The organism is Thioclava sp. F1Mire-8 (assembly GCF_002213165.1).
GTDB lineage: Bacteria > Pseudomonadota > Alphaproteobacteria > Rhodobacterales > Rhodobacteraceae > Thioclava > Thioclava nitratireducens.
Map to the genome: position 1 here is coordinate 102,979 of NZ_NBNY01000006.1, position 16,375 is coordinate 119,353.

Annotated in this window: 18 protein-coding genes; 4 read left to right on the top strand and 14 right to left on the bottom strand. The window is 62.7% G+C overall.

Features of this window, described 5'->3' with window-relative positions:
• Nucleotides 1–25: 25 nt before the first annotated feature.
• The 3 genes from B6V75_RS17580 to dapD form a co-directional block, all read right to left on the bottom strand.
• Entirely contained in the window at nucleotides 26–1,300 is a 1,275-nt protein-coding gene (locus B6V75_RS17580; protein ID WP_088720545.1) for a lytic murein transglycosylase, read from the bottom strand.
• An 84-nt stretch (nucleotides 1,301–1,384) separates the two neighbouring features.
• Nucleotides 1,385–1,750: a hypothetical protein gene (locus tag B6V75_RS17585; RefSeq protein WP_075776794.1), complete on the bottom strand. Its 366-nt coding sequence runs from the start codon at nucleotides 1,748–1,750 to the stop codon at nucleotides 1,385–1,387.
• A complete protein-coding gene (gene dapD, locus B6V75_RS17590) occupies nucleotides 1,743–2,570 on the bottom strand; it encodes a 2,3,4,5-tetrahydropyridine-2,6-dicarboxylate N-succinyltransferase (RefSeq protein ID WP_075776793.1) in 828 nt (275 codons plus the stop codon). Before dapD ends, B6V75_RS17585 begins: the two co-directional genes overlap by 8 nt.
• 82 nt (nucleotides 2,571–2,652) lie before the next feature.
• On the opposite strand from dapD, the gene B6V75_RS17595 reads away from it, so the two are divergent.
• Entirely contained in the window at nucleotides 2,653–3,474 is an 822-nt protein-coding gene (locus tag B6V75_RS17595) for an LOG family protein (RefSeq protein WP_088720546.1), read from the top strand.
• Between the two features lie 9 nt (nucleotides 3,475–3,483).
• On the opposite strand, the gene B6V75_RS17600 is transcribed toward B6V75_RS17595, so the two are convergent.
• From B6V75_RS17600 to B6V75_RS17615, 4 genes are all read right to left on the bottom strand, one after another.
• Complete coding sequence (locus tag B6V75_RS17600) at nucleotides 3,484–4,194, bottom strand: gamma-glutamyl-gamma-aminobutyrate hydrolase family protein (RefSeq protein ID WP_075776791.1); 711 nt, start codon at nucleotides 4,192–4,194, stop codon at nucleotides 3,484–3,486.
• Nucleotides 4,191–5,150, bottom strand: coding sequence for an amidoligase family protein (locus B6V75_RS17605; RefSeq protein ID WP_088720547.1), 960 nt, complete (start codon nucleotides 5,148–5,150; stop codon nucleotides 4,191–4,193). Before B6V75_RS17605 ends, B6V75_RS17600 begins: the two co-directional genes overlap by 4 nt.
• A gap of 58 nt (nucleotides 5,151–5,208) precedes the next feature.
• Nucleotides 5,209–6,390 (bottom strand): 23S rRNA (adenine(2503)-C(2))-methyltransferase RlmN, encoded by a 1,182-nt coding sequence (rlmN, locus tag B6V75_RS17610; RefSeq protein ID WP_088720548.1) that lies wholly within the window; start codon nucleotides 6,388–6,390, stop codon nucleotides 5,209–5,211.
• 133 nt (nucleotides 6,391–6,523) lie between these two features.
• Nucleotides 6,524–7,039: an invasion associated locus B family protein gene (locus tag B6V75_RS17615; RefSeq protein WP_075776885.1), complete on the bottom strand. Its 516-nt coding sequence runs from the start codon at nucleotides 7,037–7,039 to the stop codon at nucleotides 6,524–6,526.
• 166 nt (nucleotides 7,040–7,205) lie between these two features.
• On the opposite strand from B6V75_RS17615, the gene B6V75_RS17620 reads away from it, so the two are divergent.
• On the top strand, nucleotides 7,206–8,198 hold the full coding sequence (locus B6V75_RS17620; protein ID WP_088720549.1) for an asparaginase: 993 nt from the start codon (nucleotides 7,206–7,208) through the stop codon (nucleotides 8,196–8,198).
• A 3-nt stretch (nucleotides 8,199–8,201) separates the two neighbouring features.
• Here the strand turns inward: B6V75_RS17620 and B6V75_RS17625 are convergent, their stop codons facing one another.
• From B6V75_RS17625 to B6V75_RS17650, 6 genes are all read right to left on the bottom strand, one after another.
• Nucleotides 8,202–9,020 (bottom strand): DUF1217 domain-containing protein, encoded by an 819-nt coding sequence (locus B6V75_RS17625; RefSeq protein ID WP_088720550.1) that lies wholly within the window; start codon nucleotides 9,018–9,020, stop codon nucleotides 8,202–8,204.
• Complete coding sequence (gene flbT / locus B6V75_RS17630) at nucleotides 9,017–9,421, bottom strand: flagellar biosynthesis repressor FlbT (protein ID WP_075776786.1); 405 nt, start codon at nucleotides 9,419–9,421, stop codon at nucleotides 9,017–9,019. The genes B6V75_RS17625 and flbT overlap by 4 nt, the downstream gene beginning before the upstream one ends.
• A complete protein-coding gene (gene flaF / locus B6V75_RS17635) occupies nucleotides 9,418–9,792 on the bottom strand; it encodes a flagellar biosynthesis regulator FlaF (RefSeq protein WP_077701342.1) in 375 nt (124 codons plus the stop codon). The genes flbT and flaF overlap by 4 nt, the downstream gene beginning before the upstream one ends.
• 87 nt (nucleotides 9,793–9,879) lie before the next feature.
• The gene (locus B6V75_RS17640; RefSeq protein WP_075776784.1) at nucleotides 9,880–11,121 is read right to left on the bottom strand and encodes a flagellin; all 1,242 of its coding nucleotides are present in this window, start codon (nucleotides 11,119–11,121) and stop codon (nucleotides 9,880–9,882) included.
• Between the two features lie 208 nt (nucleotides 11,122–11,329).
• Complete coding sequence (flgN, locus tag B6V75_RS17645; protein WP_088720551.1) at nucleotides 11,330–11,668, bottom strand: flagellar export chaperone FlgN; 339 nt, start codon at nucleotides 11,666–11,668, stop codon at nucleotides 11,330–11,332.
• The gene (locus B6V75_RS17650) at nucleotides 11,661–11,930 is read right to left on the bottom strand and encodes a rod-binding protein (RefSeq protein ID WP_206198511.1); all 270 of its coding nucleotides are present in this window, start codon (nucleotides 11,928–11,930) and stop codon (nucleotides 11,661–11,663) included. Before B6V75_RS17650 ends, flgN begins: the two co-directional genes overlap by 8 nt.
• Before the next feature lie 1,333 nt (nucleotides 11,931–13,263).
• On the opposite strand from B6V75_RS17650, the gene B6V75_RS18755 reads away from it, so the two are divergent.
• On the top strand, nucleotides 13,264–14,154 hold the full coding sequence (locus B6V75_RS18755) for a flagellar hook-length control protein FliK (RefSeq protein ID WP_168174510.1): 891 nt from the start codon (nucleotides 13,264–13,266) through the stop codon (nucleotides 14,152–14,154).
• 9 nt (nucleotides 14,155–14,163) lie between these two features.
• Entirely contained in the window at nucleotides 14,164–14,847 is a 684-nt protein-coding gene (locus B6V75_RS17660; protein WP_088720554.1) for a flagellar hook capping FlgD N-terminal domain-containing protein, read from the top strand.
• Here B6V75_RS17660 and ubiB read toward each other — a convergent pair.
• Entirely contained in the window at nucleotides 14,844–16,373 is a 1,530-nt protein-coding gene (ubiB, locus tag B6V75_RS17665) for a 2-polyprenylphenol 6-hydroxylase (RefSeq protein ID WP_088720555.1), read from the bottom strand. The two genes, B6V75_RS17660 and ubiB, sit on opposite strands and share 4 nt — an antisense overlap.
• Nucleotides 16,374–16,375: the final 2 nt, after the last annotated feature.

Genomic DNA, 16,375 nt, shown 5'->3' on the forward strand with positions numbered 1-16,375 from the left:
GCCCCTGAACTTTACGCCTAGCAATTCACGAACCGCGCAGCACCTGCAGCAGCTCCAGCGTGGCGTAGCCATCGGGCGGCAGACCGCGCGACTTCTGGAAGGCCACGATCGCCTTCGACGTATTCGCACCGATCTTGCCGTCGGTCCCGTCCGTATCGAAGCCCGCCGCGGTCAACCTCTCCTGCAGCTCGACCTTCTGCTTCGAATTGAGCGGCTTGCCCGTGCGGGGCCAATCCTGCACGAAGGGCCCCTTCCCTTTCAGACGATCCGACAGATGCCCGACGCCGATCACGTAGCTGTCGGCGGAGTTGTAGCGCGAGATGGCGCGGAAGTTGCCGAAGATCATGAAGGCCGGTCCCTTCGCGCCTGCGGGCACGAGGATCGACGCCGAGCCATAATTCGGCACCGTGCCGCCCGTGGCCGAGCGCACGCCAAGCGCCGCCCAATCGGCAGGGCTCTTCTTCGTGCCCTTGCCAGTGAGGCCGTAGTCGAAGCCAGAGGGCAAGATGACCTCCACGCCCCACGGCTGCCCCTTCGACCAGCCCGAGCGCGCCAGATAGGCCGCCGTCGAGGCCAGGGCATCGGTTGGATCTTCCGACCAGATATCGCGCCGACCATCGCCGGTGAAATCAACCGCATAGGACAGATAGGAGGTCGGGATGAACTGCGTGTGGCCCATTGCCCCGGCCCAGGAGCCGGTCATGTGCCGCGCATCCACGTCGCCGGACTGGATGATCTTGAGCGCGGCGATCAGCTGCTTGGCGAAGAACTCGCCGCGTCGCCCGTCATAGGCCAGCGTCGCGAGCGCCGGGATGATCGCCGTCTTCCCACGATAGGCTCCGTAACGGCTCTCCATGCCCCAGATCGCGACGACGACTTCCTTGTCGACCCCGTATTTGCGTTCGATCGCATCCAGCTGCGGGCCATATTGGCGCAGCATCTGCTTGCCGGTGGCGACGCGCTCAGCCGAGACCGCGCTGTCGAGGTAGTCCCAGATCGACTTGGTGAATTCCGATTGGTAGCGGTCGCGTTCGATCACCTTGGGATTGTAGCGCACGTCGGCCATCGCGCGGTTCCAGGTGTACTCGGTGATGCCGTTCGCCAGCGCGCGTGATTTGAAGCCCGCGAGCCAGGACTCGAAACGCGCTTCCGTTGCGGCGTCCGTCGGCGGGATCGGATCCGCCACGGGCGCGCTGCCCCGCGCCAGCGGCCGGGGCGAGGATTCGGGAGGCCCCGCACAGGCCGAGAGCGCGGAAAACGCCATGAATGTCAGTGGGATAATCTTGCCCGGAATTGCCATGTTGCCTGCTCGCTGTTTTGCCCTTTGAACCACTGTATCAACGGTTCGTGAGGTTTCAACGGGCGTCAAAAGACACTCTATGGCTTACTGCAGCGGCTTCTTGTCGTTGCCGAAAAACGGCTCCATCTGGGCGATTATCACGGAGTTCTCGTCGAGCGCCCGTTGCATCAATTCACGTTCAGCGTCGTCGATCTCGTGCCCCTGTTTCTCGCGCTCCGCGAGCGTCCCGTAACCCGTGACGTCAAGCGGCGCCATCTCTGCCTGCTTGAGGATCGCCACGGTCTCGCGCACGGCCTCTGCCTCGTCCACGCCCGATGCGTAGCAGAGCAGCCCCGCCCCGGACGCGCCTTTCGGCAGACCGTCATTGGGCGAGCGACCGACCTCGACCAGCAGGGTGAAGACCTGCTGGCGCGAGGGTTTCTTCTTCGGCTTTTCCGGCTTGTCAGTCACGCAGCAGCTCGTTGATGCCGGTCTTCGACCGGGTTTGTGCGTCGACGCGCTTCACGATCACCGCGCAGTAGAGGTTGATGCCGTTCTTGGACGGCATCGAGCCCGACACGACGACCGAATAGGGCGGCACTTCGCCATACATCACGTCGCCGGTCTCCCGATCAACGATCTTGGTCGACTTGCCGATATAGACGCCCATGCCCAGAACCGAGCCTTCGCGCACGATGCAGCCTTCGACGACTTCCGAGCGCGCGCCGATGAAGCAGTTGTCTTCGATGATGGTCGGGCCGGCCTGCATCGGCTCCAGCACCCCGCCGATGCCGACGCCGCCCGAGAGGTGAACGCCCTTGCCGATCTGCGCGCAGCTGCCGACGGTGGCCCAGGTATCGACCATCGTGCCCTCGTCGACATAGGCGCCGAGGTTCACGAAAGAGGGCATCAGCACCACGCCCGGTGCGATGTAGGCCGATTTACGCACGATGCAGTTCGGCACGGCGCGGAAACCGCCGGCTTTCCACTCGTTGTCGCCCCAGCCCTTGAACTTGCTGTCGACCTTGTCCCACCAGTGACCGCCCTGCGGGCCGCCATCCTGCTGCTCCATGTCCTTCAGGCGGAATCCCAGCAGAACCGCCTTCTTGGCCCATTGGTTCACATGCCAGTCGCCGTTCTCGCGCTTTTCGGCCACACGCAGCTCGCCGCGATCCAGCGCGTTGAGCGTGTCCTCGATCGCCTCGCGGGTCTCACCGCCGGTTGACGGGGTGATCGTGTCGCGGGCTTCCCAAGCGGCTTCGATTGCAGTTTCGAGCGCGGCGTTCGACATGGGCAAATCCTCTTTCAGGTGGCCTTTACAGCGTTCAGCCTATAGTTGGTCAGAGCCAATCGCGCAATGAGCAGGTGCCCCTATGAAGGACGACACGACGCATTCGTTCCGCCACTCGCGGGAAGACGCGCAGACCGCAAAGAACATTCCCGACACGCCACAGACCCGCGCGCCCGCCTATCGGCTGGCCTATACGGACGTGGACTTCATGCTGCGCGACGAGCTGCGCCCGGTTCGGCTGCAGCTCGAATTGCTCAAGCCGCAACTGATCATGGACGAGCGCGGCATCGAGTCGACCATCGTCATGTTCGGCGGCGCACGCATCCCTGCCCCCGAAAACAAGGCGAGCGCCAAGACCGAATATCTCGCGGAACTGTCGGGTTACTACGAGGAGGCCCGCAGCTTCGCCCGCGCGATGACGGAGCGTTCGATGCAGGAATATGGCCGGGAGAACGTGATCTGCACCGGCGGTGGCCCCGGCGTGATGGAGGCAGGCAACCGCGGCGCGCATGAAGCGGGCGGACAGTCCATCGGCCTCAATATCGTGCTGCCGCACGAGCAGGCGCCCAACGAATTCGTGACGCCCGATCTGACGTTCAACTTCCACTATTTCGCGATCCGGAAGATGCATTTCCTGATGCGCGCCCGCGCCGTCTGCGTTTTCCCCGGCGGCTTCGGCACGCTCGACGAGATGTTCGAGGCGCTGACGCTGATCCAGACGGGGCGGATGTCGAAGATCCCCTTCATCCTGTTCGGGCGAAAATTCTGGGAAGAGATCATCAACTGGGATCGGCTGGCCGAGGCCGGGACGATCTCGCCCGAAGATCTCGAGCTCGTCAGCTTCGTAGAGACCGCAAAAGAGGCAGTCGCGATCATCGACGGCTGGGATTACGACAACTGCTGAGGCGTGGGCTCAGGCCTTCGCCTCGGCGCTGACCTCGGGAAGCTGCGCGCGATGTTCGACACCGGCGCGCGCGGCCGCCACCAGCGCCCGAAACAGCGCCCGTTGCCGGTGCGCATAGGTCAGGTATTCCGGGTGCCACTGAACGCCGAGGGCGAAAGGTTCCTCGATCCGCTCCACCGCCTGCACCATGCCCGAGCCGTCGCGCGCCGCGACCCGCAGGCCATCGCCCAACCGATCCACCGCCTGACTGTGGAGCGCGTTGACCCGCATCGGCTCCAACCCGGCCAGCGCACCGAGGCGGGTGCCGGGTTCGATCCGCACATCCTTTTTCGGCAAGAGCGTCGTGTGTTTGCGCGCGTTGTAATGGTCGTAGGCGTCCTGATGCAGATCACCGCCGAGCGCCACGTTGATCATCTGTGCGCCGCGGCAGATCCCCAGCACCGGCTTTCCCTGCGCCATCGCCTCCTCGACCAGACATTTCTCCAACTCGTCGCGCGCCGGATCGAGGACCGCGCTCGCGATCAGATCGCCGCCATACAGCTCTGGAGAGATGTCGTCGCCCCCGCCCACGATGACGCCATCGACATGGCGCACCTCGGCGCGTTTGCCCGCGACCCAGCGCACCGAACGCCCGCCCGCAAGCCAGACGCCGAAGGCGATGAAAGGATAGACCCGCCACCCGGTGCGACGCGAGGTCGATATGCCGATCAGAGGCTTCATTTATGCCCGGCAAGCCTCAGAATTTTCTCGCAGGTTTCGAGCCATTTCCCACCCAGCAGATGAAATTCGGTTTTCGCCGTCAACCATTCGCGACACATCAGACCCAGCAGTTCAGGGTCTGCCGCGAGCGTCTCCACGAACCACCAGCGCTTCCATTCGTTATCGAGCGACCATGTCTCATCGTCGATGCGGCAATCGGGCAGCCGGAAATGGAAGGCGGGACGCGGCGAAACGGTGCCACCCTTCCCTTCTTCCGGCGCGATCAGGTCGGGTCGCAGTTCGCAGAAGATCGGAAGCATGTCGAGCCCGTGGTTCCGCGACAGCGTGTGCTTGCGATAAGCCAGGATCACCGCGTCGAGCGCGGCATCCGGGCCGAGCCGCGCCAAATCTTCGATCAGCTTCTTGGGGTAAGGGGCGGTGAAGGGCAGCACTTCGCGGGTCGCCTCGATCGGCCATGTCTCCCGCATCCACTCCTCGATCAGCGCGAAGGCCAGTAGAGGGCGGACGATGTCCTCTGCGTTGCTGGACGCGATCTCCGGGTTTAGGTGAAGCCCGAAACCATAGAGCAGCGACCGACCGGTTCCTTGCGCGCCCTCGCTGCGCAGCAAGTCAAGGAAATCAGATAGCTGCAGGAGCCCTTCGCGGTCCAGCGGATCGGTCACGATCTCGACCGGAATGACCTCGCGCCCGATGCGTAGACCAAGCTCTTTGAGCGTCCCACCGGCTTGTTTGCGCAGCGAGATATCGAGATAGACCTGCAGATCGCCGAGCTTCGTACCGGTGACTTCCCAGTCCTGACCGTCGCTGCGCCGCGCCTCGCCCCCCAGGGCCCGCGCAGCGATCTGCGCGATGCGCGCCTCGGTCAGCCCCGCGAACTCGATCTCCACGCCGGTGCGGCGCGGTTTTCCCTCGGCATTGCAGGGCTTTGGCAGCGGGGCGATGGCCTCTCGCGTCATGACGTCTCCGGAAACTAGCCACACCCAGCGTCAATGCGGACCCGGCGAAGCGGGTTCCTTAAAGACCCGCCTCCGCCTGAATTTGCGCCCGCGACTTGCGCGCCCGCTCGGTCGCCGATTTCAGCTGACCGCAGGCGGCCATGATGTCCTCGCCGCGCGGCGTACGGATCGGCGAGGCATAGCCCGCCTTGTAGATGATGTCGGCGAAGCTCTCGATCCGCTTCCAGTCGCTGCGCTCGTAGGGCGCGCCCGGCCATTCGTTGAACGGGATCAGGTTGATCTTCGCGGGGATGCCGCGGATCAGCTTCACCAGGCGCCGCGCGTCCTCGTCGCTATCGTTCACCCCCTTGAGCATCACGTATTCGAACGTGATCCGCTCGGAGTTCGACAGGCGCGGATATTCCCGCAGCGCGTTCAGCAGCGTCTCGATATTCCAGCGCTTGTTGATCGGCACCAGCTTGTCGCGCACTTCGTCGGTCGTGGCGTGGAAGGACACCGCCAACAGACAGCCGATCTCCTCGGCGGTCTTCGCGATCTCCGGCACCACGCCCGAAGTCGAGAGCGTGATCCGGCGGCGGCTGAGGCTCAGCCCCTCGCCATCCATCACGACCTTCATCGCGTCGCGGACATTCTCGAAGTTGTAAAGCGGCTCGCCCATGCCCATCAGAACGACGTTCGACACCAGACGGGTCTCGTTCTTCGGGCTGTTCTTCTCGGGCCATTCGCCCAGATCGTCGCGTGCGAGCATGACCTGGCCGACGATCTCGCCGGGCGTCAGGTTGCGCACGAGTTTCTGCGTGCCGGTGTGGCAGAACGAACAGGTCAGCGTGCAGCCCACCTGGCTCGAGATGCACAGCGTGCCGCGGCTTTCCTCGGGGATGTAGACCGCCTCGACTTCGTGGCCGCCCGCGATCTTCAGAAGGTATTTCCGCGTGCCGTCCTCGGAGACCTGCTTCGAGACGATCTCGGGCAGGGTAATCTCGAACGTCTCGGCCAGCATCGCGCGGTAATCCTTGGCGAGGTTGGTCATCGCCGCGAAATCGCGCACACCCCAGTAATAGATCCACTGCCAGATCTGGCCGACGCGCATCTTCGCCTGCTTCTCGGGCGTGCCCGCCTCGATCAGCGCCGCGCGCAGCTGGTCACGGGTGAGGCCGATGAGATTCACCTTGCCGCCTTCGGGCAGCTTGCGCGGGATCGTGTGCACGTCTTGCGTGATCGGAGCCTGAGACTGGGTCATCGCATGTTTCCTTGAAATGAGGCGCCTCATATAGGGGATTCGCCCCTGCATTAACAGGGGGCGTCGCGCTTTTGGCTCGAACGCGAAAACCCCGGCGCATGGCCGGGGCTCCAATGTCAGGCGCGAGGGTCGCTCACTTGCAGCGCTGCTCGGCTTCGTCGGTCGCGGCGGTGAAGCCCATCAGCGAGAACGTGTCCTCGGTCTGGGTGCCGCGGCTCGAACGACCGGTCAGTTTCACGTCTGCGCCAGCCTTGAGGGCGGCGATGATCTTCGCGTCCTCTTCCGGCGATCCGGCCCAAGCGCCGCCACCGTCGGTGAAGAGGGTGTATTTCTGCCCCCCGACTTCCAGATCGACGGTCGAGCCATCCGCGAAAGGATAGCCGCCCATGAAGGAAATCTCGGGCGCCTTACCCGGACGATAGGTCACGAAGAGCAGGATATCCCCGCGGTTCACCTGTACGACCTTCCCAGCCTTGGTGTTGACCGTTTTCTTCGGCTTCGACACGCCCCAACATTCTTTCGGATCGTTATCGACGAAGACGCTCCAATCGGTATTCGCAGCGACGCGGTTGGTGCTTTCCTGCGCAATTGCGCCGTGCCCCGCCCCGATCATGAGCGCGGCGACCGCCGCGATCCGCAGACCCTTCATCATCATGCTTACAGCCTCCAGCTGTCACGTTGCCTCTGCATCGCCCGGGCTGGTCACCCTTTTTTCGGTGGCGGATGCGTTTTCCTCTCGATAACACTCATTTAACCCTAAAAAGCCTAGGGGGAAAACCCCGCGACGGCGAGATTTCGCGCATAGGAGGCAGGCGATGACGGCACCCGAGGCAATGATTGAGCTATGGCGCGGAGGGATGTGTGAATCCGTCCATCATGGCCATGCAGTGATCTTCGGCCCCGAGGGCATCGAAGCGGCTTGGGGCGATCCCGAAACAGTAATTTTTCCGAGATCGTCCGTGAAGATGATTCAGGCTTTGCCGCTGCTGGAAAGCGGGGCGGCGGAGGCCGCTGGCCTGACCACTTCCCAGTTGGCCCTGTCCTGCGCGAGCCATTCCGGCGCTCGCATGCACCGCGCCGCAGTCGAAGACTGGCTCGCGACGCTCGGGATGAAGGACGATGATCTGCGCTGCGGGGCCCATCTGCCGCGCGACAAGGCCGAGAAGAAACATCTGATCTGCGCGGACGACGCGCCTTGCCAAGCACATAACAATTGCTCGGGCAAACATGCCGGCTTCCTGACGCTGAACCGGCATCTGGGCGGCGGGCCGGACTATATCGATATCGATCACCCGGTGCAGCGCGCCGTGAAATCCGCCTTTGAAGAGGTCACCGAAGAGAGCTCTCCGCGCTATGGGATCGACGGATGCTCGGCCCCGAATTTCGCGACCAGCCTCGCTGGCCTCGCGCGTGCGATGCAATTCTTCGCGTCGGCGAAACCGGACGGCGATCTGCGGGCGCGCGCTGCCGCCCGACTGGTCGACGCGATGATGGAGTATCCTGAAATGGTCGCGGGCGAAGGGCGCGCCTGCACCGAAATCATGCGCGAGGCGAACGGGCGTGTCGCCGTCAAAACCGGTGCGGAAGGCGTCTACGTCGCCATGCTTCCGGATCAGAAGCGCGGCGTCGCCCTGAAAATCACTGATGGCGCAACCCGGGCCTCGGAAGCGGCGATAATCGCGCTGCTGATCCGCCTTGGTGCGCTCGATGCCAACGCGCCCGTGGTGCATCGCAGATTGACCGGGCCAATCACCAATTGGCGCGGCCTAAAAACGGGCGAGCTGCGCCGTGCAGCGCAGTTCCCCTAAAGCCTAGAGTCGAAGGGACAGGCCCTGCGTCCCTGTGTTCCGCAACAGGCTGAGCGCGACATTCTGCGGAGAGACGCTGGCCATGTTCGAAAGCTGCGCGCGCAGTAGATAGTCCCGCGTCAGGGCAGCCAGCTTCTCCGGCGCGGCGAGTTCAGCCGGATCGGAGGTGCCGTAGACGCGTTGCGCCTTGGACATGTAGATGTCGCGCTGCTGCTCGACATCCAAAGCGCCGACACTCGGCGGCAGGTTGAGCGCGGTCTGGAAGACCCGGCTCAAAGCGGGCGATCCGATAATCGTGTACCATTTCGCAGGCTCGGACAGGTCCCTTGCCGCGAGTGCGGGCAGTTCACGCTGAAGGGACATCGCCATGCGCATGTCGTTGTCGACCCCGCCGACCGCGACTTCGAATTCCCGGCTCTCGAATTGGTTCAGGATCTCATCCGCGAATGTCGAGAGCTTGGTGCGCGGAATAGCGAAATCTCCAAAACCGAATGCCTTGGTCAGTGCGAGATAGCTTTTATCCGACAGCTTATTGGCAAGCGCCGTGCGATCCAAAGACCCCTCTTCGAGTACTTTGCGGATGAAGTACTTGTTGTCGATATCCGCATCGAGACCGAACGCGCCCAGCGCCACGCTCAAAAGGCGCCGGTCATCGACCAGTTCCTGTGCCGTATCGATGCTTCCGATCGTCTCACGGAAATAGCGATCAAGACGCTGGTTTTCCGATGACGCCGCGAAAGCCGCCTTCTGCGTTTCCATCGTGCGCGAGAGAAACCGCCACCCCGCGAACCCGGAAAAGGGAATAACGGGTTGATAAGTCATGACGCGCCCGCGGCGAGGAGACGTTCCTCCCGTGGGAGAAGCGTCCGTAGCGCCTTCAGCGCTTGGTAATGCTGGTTCTCGATCACGGCGAGCGTGGCCGCATTCAGCTGCGCCCGGCTATCGTGATCCTTGAGAACTTGGCTGAGTTGTTCGATTCCCCGAAGCAACTGCATCCTTGCCTCTTCGGGGTCGGTGTCCCCCGACAGCACGAGCTGCGCGATATAGCACACGCGCCGGACAGGCGTGTTCACCTCTTCCGGATGGATCGCGTCGCGCAGCCGCAGGATATTTGCGTTCGGCGTCATGATCGCGAGCCGCGATCGGCGATCTCCGTTTTCGATAACCGCGCCATTAATCAGCACTCTCTCCTTTGGGGCGAGTTTAAGCACGAGGCCGCTCATTGTTTGATCCCTTCTTGCCGCAACCCGCGCATGATTGCGGTGTTCACGTCGATCAAAACATCGACCGAACGCTTTTCCGAAAGGACGAGGCGGCTATGCGCCTGCGTGAACTCGTTTAGAAAGAAAATGCGCGCGCGGAGGTCCTGCGGCAAGCCATTCTCGGGATCCGCCACATCCGCCGCGAGCGCGGTCCAGAGGCGGCGGTTTTCGAAGATCGCTTCTGCCAGCGCGGCAAAGGGCACGTCCTGCGATGACACCTGTTTAAGGCGACGCGTGATGCGGGCAAATAGCTCGAATTCGAGACCGCGCGGTGTGCGCATCGGCTGGCTCGGATTGGAATAGGCCGTTTTGGCCAAAGTCGTCGCGTACACGGGAAATCCTTCCGGTGACTGAAACTGATCATGTGCGGAGGGCATGAGGGAAGCGGGGGCGCCGGATCAGGCGCCCCTACCCGAACTTTAACGGAACAGCGAAAGGATGTTCTGGGGCTGCTGATTGGCGATCGAGAGCGCCTGGATACCTAGCTGTTGCTGAGTTTGCAGAGCCTGAAGCCGTGCCGAGGCCTCTTCCATATCCGCGTCTACCATCGACCCGATACCGGCCTTGAGCGAGTCGCTGAGGCTGGAGATAAAGTCGGCTTGCGTGCCGATCCGGCCCTCGACCGAACCGAAGGAAGAAGCCGCATCGGTTGCCGTCTGGATCAGCGTCTCGATATTGGTGAGCGCAGCGGTCGCCCCCGCGTCAGTGGTCACGTCAATCGATGCGACCGCGGCGAGACCGCCTGAGCCCGCATTGAGGAATTGCGACACGATCGTCAGATCGCCGGCCAGATCGGCGCCGCCATCATTCTTGAAGGTCAGGGTCGAGTCGCTGGTGGTGCTCACACCGGCGGTGAAGTCGACTTGCAGGTTGGCGATGCCCAGCGCGTCGATCGCCGATTTCAGTCCAGCGGCGATCAAGTCGGTGCGTGCAGTGCCGGTCTGCGCCGCATCCGCTTCGGAGAGCGTGTAGCTGACCGTTTGATCTCCGAGGCTGACCTTCACGCTATCGCCCGCGGCCCAGGTAACCGTGTCATCGAGAAAGACTTTGACGCCCGTCGTATCAGCCTTGGCGAGAGTCGTGGCGGCGGTATCCTTATCGGTAGACACCCCGGCCGAACCGGTGAAGGCCGCTTTCGCAGAGTAACTGCCGACAGAGAGGTTTTGGGCGGTGACGTCGATATGGCTCGCGGAAACGGTGCCGTCCGAGGCGCGGTCGAGCGACGACAGCACTTTAACGGTCGCAGCCGAGGAGCCATCGACCAGGTTCAGGCCATTGAACTGCGCCGCCCCGACGACCGACGTCAGTTGCTCCTGAAGTGCGTCGATATCCGTCTGAATCTTGTCGCGGTCGACATTCGACTCCTGTGCCGCGACGATCTTGCTTTTCATATCGGTCAGCAGGTCAGTCACGGTTTCGGCGGCCTTACGGGCCACCGCGACAGTCGATTCCCCCAGCGCGAGGCTATCCGAAATGCCAGAGAAGCTTTTTACGTCGGACTCCATGACCTTCGAAATCGCCCATACGGCCGCGTTGTCTTTCGCCGAGCCAACCGATTTGCCGGTCGAGATTTCAGATTGGGTGGTGGCGAGGCCGGAATTGATCCCTTTCAGGGTCTGCAGCGCGATCATGGCGCCGGTATTCGTCAGAATGCTGGACATGATTTATCCTTCTAATGTCGACGCTTTGCGTCACTCGGTTGCAAAGCCGCGTGTTCGACGCGGCGCTCATGGCTTTCTGACCAATGCGCCTCGTGAGCTTTGAAGCGCGCCATCGCTTGGATGCGGCGCCACAATGGCCGAGCAAAGGCTAACAACCTGCTAAATCCTGTCCCTAAACTCTTGAGAAATGTCTTTCATGATTAACAGCTTATGCACGCCGCTCGAAATCCGCACTACCGCGGCGAATAGACTGCGGACGCCCTTCTCGGTCATAGGAATCGAAGCCTTTCGCCGCCGCCACAATTACCTTGAGACGGGCCTGCGCAGCGCGCACTCCTTCCAGAGCAGAGGCCAGCAGCACCTGATTCTCGCGGGCAAGCGCCTGAATCTGCTCGACCCTGCCGCGATCAGGCTTCGTCAGCGCGGCCATCGCGCGCTCCTTTCGGTCGCTCAAGGCAATGAGGTCGGAGAACTCCGCCGACCGGATTGCTTCTCGTTCGAGGCGCAGTAGCGAGATGAGCTCTTCCGCGGCATTCGTTTCAGGCATCCTGTCCTCCGTTCTTGAGCGATTCGAAGATGACTTCGGCAAGGCCGATCCCCCCCGCGTCGACCATGGCCTTCGACTGTTCGACTCTTAAGAAAGATGCGAATTGCGCTTCCCCGATGCCGCCGCCGAAAGCGCCGTCGTCAGCCTGCAGTCCGGCCTCTTTCAACATTTCCGAAAGGAAACCAGCTTCGAACGCCTTGGCTCTCGCGAAAAGTTTGGCGTCTTGCGGCGAAAGGACCGGGGCACGCGGCCCTGGTGACATGGTCGGGCGAAGCATTGAACTCTCCAATTGCGGATAATTTTCTGCACTCTGCCAGTCGGGCGTAAAGAATCGGTAAGTTCCTGCCGCGATAGTGGGTTCGACACAGACAGAGGTCGTGAGGACCATGATTCCCTTTCCGATGCCAGAAATGCCGAAAGGCTTGGGCAGCCAAATCAAGTCAGCGACCGTAAATACCGGGGCGGATGAAGCGCCGAATGGGGATTTCGCGCTCGTGGCCGAGGCAGCGGCGCCTACTACCGACGAAGCTCGTAATACGGACGCGGCCGCATCAAAGGAGAGCGGCGCAGGATCAGAGGACGATCAGTCCGCGCATGAGGAGAGAGAGGGTGCCGTTCTCCGCGCATCGGTTTCAAATGACTTGTCTGAGGTCATCGTGCTGCTTGGACCGCAGAAATCCCATCGCCAACTGCAGTCTGCTTCCACGGTCGAACGAAACCAGGTCAAAGGGACCGATATCGTGAAGCCCACGGAGAAGAACGTTGCCGCGAGAGACGGCGTCGCGCGCCCTCGAGGGAGAGAGAACGGCGCCGAGACAGACAAGTCCAGCGAAACGCACCCGACAAAAGCCGCAGCAAAAGTCGCTGAGGCTACCTCCGGCAACGTGATGACTTATGCTCCAGTTTCGAGCGGAATCACGATGCAACCACATATCGAGCCCCAAAGAAACGACTCCAGACAGGATGGGCTGGCACCACGATCACTGTCGAACCGAAAGCCACTCGCGGTGCCGAGCGACGCGCGAGAACAAAGAACTGCCAATCCCGGGCAAACATCTGCGGTGTCATTGCCGGCAAGAACCGGTGCGTCTGCTTCCGATAGTGTGGTCGTTCACAGTGCCGAGCATGCCCCGAAAACAACCTTCGACGTGAACGAGTCGCTCGCACCCGCCCCCGAGAATGAGCAGCCAGTAGCTGAGCATGTTGCATCAAAGCGTCACAGGAAAAGGGACACGGGAGGCACAAAGCCTCTCCGTTCCCGTGCCTCGCCGGAAACTTTGCCCGCGGAGACCGAGGAGACGGCGCGGTCCGCGCACGCGCCTCCTGCAGAAACCGGGACTCAGGCGCCATCTCTATCCGCAGAACCGTTTTTTCAGGGGCGGAGTAACACCGCAGCGAAAGCGAACGGGGAAGCGATCCGGGCTGTAATCCGCCATGGGCCAGAGGCAGCGCCGGCGCAAGCATCCCCGAACAGAGGCGACCACGAAGCCGCGACGCCGGTTTTCACGTCAAAACCGGCCACAAGCACCGAGGCAGCCGACGCTATGCCTCCAAGCGCGGGAGCTGCGGGGATCACAGTGCGGCGGAGCGCATCCTTGGAAACGGTCGAAACGGTCGCTGTGTCCGCAAAAGTAGTGCAGAGCGGGAAAGCATCAGACCCTCACTACGCTTTGGCGGCCAAAGCTCCGCCAGTCGACGCAGAAATTGCGCGGGCCTCTACCCGCTGGCAGCCGCCGCCACAACCACAGTTCAACACAGCGCGCCTTTTCAGCACACCAAGCGATATGTCCAAGAATGACAAAGCCGAGGCGCGCGAACCTTCGGTCCGGGTGGATCCTGATATTCTACCCATGGACGTTGCGGCCCATGCCCCGACTGCTCGCATGAGCCATGCTCAGGCTATCTATCTGGGGACAGATGCGCTTCGGGCGGCGCAGGGGGACACGGAGAGGTCCGAGTTGCCCAGAGCGCGGTTCAGTACGGCTGAGACGCCCGAAACCTCAGCCGCGTACAGCGCACCACAGGCTGCGGGGACAGGCGGGGCGGCGCCGACAAGTTCAGCGCCGCAGCCCGCCCCGGCTTCTATCGCGCAGTCAATAGCGCATCAGATTGGTATTTCACTGCAGCGGATGCCCGATCGGCCAGTGGAAATTGCGCTTTCGCCGAAAGAATTGGGCCACGTGCGCATGATCCTCCATGCAAGCCAGCATGGCATGACGGTCGCGATACAGGCCGATCGCGCCGAAACACTCGACCTCATGCGCCGCCATATCGATACTTTCGCGCGCGAAATACGCGACTTGGGTTATGGCACGCTCGATTTTCAGTTCAGCCAGCGCGAGGAGCGCCCCCAGCGGCGGCCCGAAATATTCGACAGGTCAGGCACTGGCCCGGGCGTCGCCCACGTTGAGACGCCGATTGACCCCAATCCGCGCCCCGCCACCCGCCTAGCCCCACCCCGAGGCGGGCTCGACCTGCGCATGTAGGAGATCATCATGACCACCACCACTTCCCCCGTAACCCCGACGACCCCCAACGTCGCCGCCACGGCCGCAGCGAACAGTGGCGATGCAAAAGCCCCATCGGCGCTCAGTTCGGATTTCGAAACCTTCCTGACGATGCTCACCGCCCAGATGAAAAATCAGGATCCGCTCAACCCGATCGAAAGCGCCGATTTCGCGGTGCAACTCGCGACATTCTCCAGCGTCGAGCAACAGGTAAAGACCAACGATCTGCTGATCGCTCTGTCAGGCCAGATTGGACTTGGCGGTTTGAGCGAACTGGCGAGCTGGGTCGGAATGCAGGCCCGCGCGGAAGCACCGAGTTACTTCGACGGCTCGACGCCGATCGACCTTGCGCCCGCGGCGCAATCGGGGGCCGACGCAGCCGTTCTGGTGATCACGGATTCGACCGAGGAACAGGTCGCGAAGAAGCTGATTTCGCCTACGCTCGAAAGCTATGCGTGGGACGGAACCAACGAGGCGGGCCAATCGCTAGGGGCTGGGCAATACCGCTTCTCGCTGCAAAGCTACGCGGCGGGCAATCTGATCGGCACCGATCCGGTCGCGGCCTATAGCCGGGTGGTCGAGGTGCAAGCAGGCGCTAACGGCGCGATGTTGACGCTCGAAGGCGGGGCCAAAGTTCCCGCCGATACGGTCAGCGCGCTGCGGGAGGGTTAAAGCAGCTCGCCCAGGACGACGCCAAGCAGCAGAAGGGCCGTCCCGGCTGAGATCAGTGCCGCGTAGCGCCAGCGGGTCACCGTCACCGGGGACGGTGTCGGTTCGGTCTGCTTGCGGATCGCCGCCTTCACGAGGTCAGGAAGTTGCGGCCCGAAGCGACCCAGAACCTGCACCGTCTTGCGCAGATCATTCGCGATGGCACGCGGACCGAGGCTTTCGCGAATGTATTTCTCCACGACCGGCTTCGCGACTTCCCACATGTTGATGGACGGGTGGAGCGAACGCGCCACGCCTTCAACAACGACCATCGTGCGCTGCAGCAGGATCAACTGCGTCTGGGTCTGCATCCCGAAGCGCTCCGTCACCTCGAAGAGATAGGCCAAAAGCCGCGCCATCGAGATATGGGCGGCGTCCATCCCGAAGATCGGCTCGCCCACGGCGCGCAGCGCCAGAGCGAACTCGTCGACATCGCGATCGGCGGGGACGTAACCAGCCTCGAAATGCACCTCGGCCACACGCTTGTAGTCGCGCTGGATGAAGCCCATGAGTATCTCGGCATAGACCCGGCGGGTATATTCGTCGATCTGCCCCATGATCCCGAAATCATAGGCAAGGATATCCCCGTTCCCAGCCACCTTGAGATTGCCATGATGCATGTCGGCATGGAAAAACCCGTCGCGCAGAGCATGGCTAAGGAACAGTTGCAACACGCGCTCGCCGATGGCGGCCACGTCATGTCCCGCATCGCGCAGACCCGTCGGGTCGCCCATCGGCAGACCTTCCGCCCAGTCAAGCACCATCACCCGCTTGGCCGAGAGGTTCCAGACCGGCTGCGGCACTAGGAAGCCCGCATCACCTACCGTATTGGCGCCGAATTGCGAAGCCGAAGCCGCCTCCAGACGCAGATCCAACTCGCCCAGAACCACGGATTCGAAGTGTTTGATTACCTCGCTCGGGCGCAAGCGCCGCGACGCGGGCGAAATCCGCTCGATCATCGCGGCGGCGAAATGGAAGGCGTCGAGATCGCGACGGAAAGCGCGCTCGATCCCCGGGCGCAATACCTTCACCGCGACCCGTTCACCCGTGTCCGCACGGCGCGCGGAATGGACCTGCGCGATCGAAGCGGCGGCGACGGGCTCGGAAAACTCGATGAACAGCTGATCGGCGGGCGCGCCCAGTTCGTCTTCGACCATACGCTTGGCGATCGAGGTCTCGAAGGGCGGCAGCTTGTCCTGCAGCACGCGCAGCTGATCGGCCAATTCGGCGCCGACCACGTCCGGCCGCGTCGAGAGGACCTGACCGAACTTGATGTAGGCCGGGCCCAGCGCGGTGATCGCGCGCGTGACCGGCGGTAGCTCCGGATCGCCCTTGTAGCCAAGCCACGCGAAGGGCGCGCTGATCGCATAGGCCACGGCGCGCAGCCGCGGCGGCGCATCCATCGCCTCAAGCGCCTGATGCATCGCACCCGTGCGGATGAAGGTCGCGCCCGTCCGGATCAGGCGCCAGATGTTGTGGGGTCCGCGCATCG